The organism is Planktothrix sp. FACHB-1355 (genome assembly GCF_014748295.1).
Classification (GTDB): domain Bacteria; phylum Cyanobacteriota; class Cyanobacteriia; order Cyanobacteriales; family Aerosakkonemataceae; genus Aerosakkonema; species Aerosakkonema funiforme_A.
In genome coordinates this window covers 1-4,046 of record NZ_JACJUP010000625.1, presented here as the reverse complement: position 1 = coordinate 4,046, position 4,046 = coordinate 1, and the positions used below count along the sequence as shown (strand labels likewise).

Genomic DNA, 4,046 nt, shown 5'->3' with positions numbered 1-4,046 from the left:
TGAATTCTACTCTGGGCCGGGACAGGAGTGGCTTAACAATTATTGTGGAGATTTTTTATACCAAATATTTTTGATTCTGCTGCTGACTTTGGTCTGGCCACAAGCCGACCCCGTTTGGACTGCTTTGGGGGTTTTCATTTTTAATAGTGCGATCGAATTTCTCCAGCTGTGGAAACCCCCGTTTTTACAAGCGCTCCGAGCCACTTTGTTTGGGCGTCTGTTTCTGGGTTATTCTTTTGTGTGGGAAGATTTTCTGTTTTATGCAATAGGATGTATGCTGGGTTTTCTCTGGGTGCGTAAACTGAAAGTGGAGGTGCTGCGATCGAAAAATCACCCATCCACTCCCAGAAGCAACTAATTTTGATCGAACTGATGAAGCCATTTGATTACACCTTGGACTTTAAAAACATCGACTTTCGCGCTGACCCCGAACTTTATCGAGTTGGCAAAGGCGAGCAAGGAGTACTTTTGGTAGAACCGTACAAAGGAGAAATTCTGCCTCACTGGCGATTCAAAACACCTGAGCTTGCTAGGGAATCTGCCGACAAAATCTACCAGATGTTTTTAGAGTATCTCGATAAAGATGATTTTGTCGGCGCAGATATGGCGCGAAAATTTCTACAGATGGGTTATACGCGATCGCGCCGATATGCGAATCACAAAAGCGGTCGAAAATACAAGCAAAACCCCCAAAAAGAAACTTCCCCAGCCGCACAACTTCAAGCCAGAAAAAACCTATTGCCAAATGAACCCGATCCGGTAAAAGCTGAGTCAGCCGCAATCTTTAAAGAAAAATGGATGCAGGCAAAAACAAACGAGAAATATCTCCAGCTTCTAGAAAAACACAAACAGATACACGAATCGGATTAAATACTAAAGACAGGGGAAGTTATTATCCAAAATTCGCTGCGATAATCGGTTTTATAACAACCGCCAGGGCGGTTAGGGCATCCTAAAACGCCAGATCCAATTCACAGCAAGCATTTGATTTTGACTTTTGACTTTTGACTTTTGACTTTTGACCGAAAAAAAGGGGTTTCAAGCCTCCCATTTCACGGGGAATCATCAAAAAAATTTTTCTTTCAAGCTCCGTCCTTTTAAGGCGGAGCTAATCCAAAATCCTCTCTTGCGAAGGTGGGCATCGTGACGGGAACCGCCAAGACGCCCACTTCGCGCAAAATCCAAAATCCAAAATCGGGTGACTTTTGCTATACCTCTTCCTGCTGCCACTGCCGCAAAATGTCAAAACCATTAAAACCTCTGTAGTTTAGATAATTGAGCAATTTCGCTTTAGTTTTCGGATCGATTTTGTGAAAATCATCAATGTGGTATTTCCGCATCGCTTTAGCTTTCAACTGCGCCAAATCGCTCGTTTTGCCATCTTCTTTTTCTTCGACTTCGGAATGCCATACTTGCTCAAACACATCACTAGGAATTCCTTTTTCCAAGCATTTACGCTTGATAGCGGCTTTCCCGTATTTGCCTTGAGATGAAGCAATTAAGCTGACGACTAAGCGAGTATCCGACTGGTAATCTTTTTCTTGTAATTCCTGGATAGCATCTGCGATCGCACTCTCATCAAACCCCTTTTCTTTCCCTTTCCTGTGCAGCTCGTAAGCGCTGTAATCTCGCCGGGACAAAAGTTTTAAAAAGTACTCGTTGCAATTCATTTCTTGCACTCTCTTTATTAGACAAAACTTCTTGTGTAGAGACTCACTCCCTTTCCTAATTTAACATAACAATCTCACTAAATCCGGGTTTTATATATTAAAAAATACGTCGAATCCCCGCTTATCCCACTTTGAAAAAGTAGTTATGACTTTTGCGTAACTCCTAACTAACCTGTGGTAAAATGCCCCAGGAGGATATCTAAAATGAACAATACAATCTCAGACATAGCAGTAAAGACGATCGACGGCACCGACAAGAAACTCGGCGATTACGCGGGAAACGTCCTGCTCTTAGTCAATGTCGCTTCTAAATGCGGCTACACACCCCAATATGCGGGACTGGAAAACCTCAACCAAAAATACAAACAATCCGGACTACGCATTCTGGGATTTCCCTGTAACGATTTTGGGGCGCAGGAACCCGGTAGCAACGCCGAAATTATGAGCTTTTGCACGAAAAATTACGGCGTCACATTTGAAATGTTCGACAAAGTTAACGCTATTGGAGATAAAAAGCATCCGCTTTACGATCGACTCACCAAAGCAGTTAATCCACCCGGAGATGTTTCTTGGAACTTTGAGAAATTCCTGGTCAGCAAGCAAGGAGAAATAGTAGCGCGTTTCCGCAGCAGCGTCAAGCCAGATGCACCGGAATTGATCGCAGCAATTGAGCGGGAATTAGCCAAATAATAGAGGACAAAAATAGTCATGCGCGTTGCGATCGTTGGTTGCGGTTATGTGGGTTATGCTGTAGCCCGTTACTGGCGTCAAGAATTGGGTTTATTTGTCACCGCAACCACAACCACTCCCGATCGAGTGGCAAAACTGGAAGAAGTAGCCCAAAAAGTTGCCGTAGTCAACGGTAATGATGCAGCGAATCTAAAATCGGTGCTGCAAGATGTGGAAGTTGTGCTTTTAAGCGTTGGCGCTAAAAGCGCGAACCTGTATGAAGAAACTTATCTGCACACCGCCAAAACCATAGTTTCCGCACTCAAAGAAATTCCCACTGTGCGTCAGCTTATTTATACCGGGAGTTATTCGGTTTACGGTGACAAAAGTGGGGAATGGGTAGATGAATCATCACCCCTTGCACCTGCCAATCAAAATGGTGAAATTCTCGCTCAAACTGAGCAAGTTTTGCTATCTGCATCCGATCGAAACACGAGCGTTTGTATCCTCAGATTGGGCGGAATCTATGGGCCTGGTAGGGAACTGCTAAAGATATTTGGACGAGTCCCAGGTACAACTCGTCCGGGTAATGGCGATGATATCACAAATTGGATTCATCTCGATGATATTGTAGGGGCGATCGAATTTGCCAGAAAGCACCAACTGCAAGGTATTTACAACCTAGTCGATGATGCACATCTGCCCAGTCGAGAACTGCTCGATCGCTTGTTTACACAGCACAATTTACCCCCAGTTACATGGGATGCTTCCCAGAAAAGCGCCCGCCCTTATAACGCACGGGTGTCGAATCAAAAGCTCAAAACGGCGGGTTATCAGTTGATTCAACCCCAGATGATTTTCTAGAAAGTTCGGAAAGTCAAGCCGCCCTCCCCGATACGGGGAGGTTATTCTTCCACGTTCATTGACTAATTCACTATATAGTTATATGCTTAAATAAGCACTGTAAATTTTCCTAACTAGCTGGAAACGCTCTATGGGGTTGCCTACTCTTAGCCATCCCATAGAACACAACTTTCAATATTCACCAAAGTACAAGCTGTTGTGTCGGTTTAGACATGACCTCATTGGTGCTTGCTTCAAGCACTTTGTTCGAGGTTTTGAGTATCGACGCTTGTTCGGTATCCGTTCAGACAACCATCAAAAATTCAGGAGCATAAAAAATGGAAAACAGCTTTCCCGTAGAAAGTCCTTCAATGTCTCGCCGCCAGTTGCTCAATTTTATGACTGGTGCTGTTATCGCCACTACTGCTTCCGCCGCACTTTATCCTGTAGGAAAATACTTTATCCCACCAGTAGAAAGCGGTGAAGGTGGAGCTATCCTTGCTAAGGATATATTGGGTAATGCGATTCCAGCCAGCCAAATTTTAGCAGAACCTGCCGACACTCGCGCTTTAGTTGCGGGGTTAGCTGGGGAACCCACTTACTTAACTGTTAAACCTGACGGCACTCTCGACAGCGTGGGAATTGTGAATAACTGCACTCATTTGGGTTGCACCTTTCCTTGGAACGCAATCGATCGACAATTTCAATGTCCCTGCCACGGTTCGCGCTATAGTTCTGATGGTTCTGTAGTCAGAGGGCCAGCTCCTCTCCCTCTCAAATTGGTTCGGGTTGCTGTGAAAGACAATAGCATTTGGATATCTCCTTGGACGGAAATAGACCCCCGAACTGGGGAAACGCCTTGGT

6 protein-coding genes are annotated in these 4,046 nt (G+C 44.7%); 5 read left to right on the top strand and 1 reads right to left on the bottom strand.

The window, feature by feature from the left end:
• The coding region (locus H6S82_RS21900; protein WP_191056697.1) for a DUF2809 domain-containing protein at positions 1 to 358 on the top strand (358 nt) is incomplete at its 5' end.
• 14 nt (positions 359 to 372) lie between these two features.
• The gene (locus H6S82_RS21895) at positions 373 to 870 is read left to right on the top strand and encodes a DUF4385 domain-containing protein (RefSeq protein ID WP_190469877.1); all 498 of its coding nucleotides are present in this window, start codon (positions 373 to 375) and stop codon (positions 868 to 870) included.
• A gap of 338 nt (positions 871 to 1,208) precedes the next feature.
• On the opposite strand, the gene H6S82_RS21890 is transcribed toward H6S82_RS21895, so the two are convergent.
• Entirely contained in the window at positions 1,209 to 1,670 is a 462-nt protein-coding gene (locus tag H6S82_RS21890) for a regulatory protein RecX (protein ID WP_190469879.1), read from the bottom strand.
• 204 nt (positions 1,671 to 1,874) lie between these two features.
• Between H6S82_RS21890 and H6S82_RS21885 the strand changes: the two genes are divergently transcribed.
• The 3 genes from H6S82_RS21885 to petC all read left to right on the top strand — a co-directional run.
• Positions 1,875 to 2,360 (top strand): glutathione peroxidase, encoded by a 486-nt coding sequence (locus H6S82_RS21885; RefSeq protein WP_190469882.1) that lies wholly within the window; start codon positions 1,875 to 1,877, stop codon positions 2,358 to 2,360.
• A gap of 18 nt (positions 2,361 to 2,378) precedes the next feature.
• A complete protein-coding gene (locus tag H6S82_RS21880; protein WP_190469886.1) occupies positions 2,379 to 3,203 on the top strand; it encodes an SDR family oxidoreductase in 825 nt (274 codons plus the stop codon).
• Positions 3,204 to 3,520: 317 nt separating this feature from the next.
• Positions 3,521 to 4,046: cytochrome b6-f complex iron-sulfur subunit (petC, locus tag H6S82_RS21875; protein WP_191056696.1), on the top strand; the 526-nt coding region annotated here is incomplete at its 3' end.

Excerpts from the sequence above, each read along its gene's own strand:
- H6S82_RS21880 (WP_190469886.1), top strand. The coding sequence starts at position 2,379 with ATGCGCGTTGCGATCGTTGGTTGCGGTTATGTGGGTTATGCTGTAGCC.
- H6S82_RS21895 (WP_190469877.1), top strand. The coding sequence starts at position 373 with ATGAAGCCATTTGATTACACCTTGGACTTTAAAAACATCGACTTTCGC.
- H6S82_RS21885 (WP_190469882.1), top strand. The coding sequence starts at position 1,875 with ATGAACAATACAATCTCAGACATAGCAGTAAAGACGATCGACGGCACC.
- H6S82_RS21890 (WP_190469879.1), bottom strand. The coding sequence starts at position 1,670 with ATGAATTGCAACGAGTACTTTTTAAAACTTTTGTCCCGGCGAGATTAC.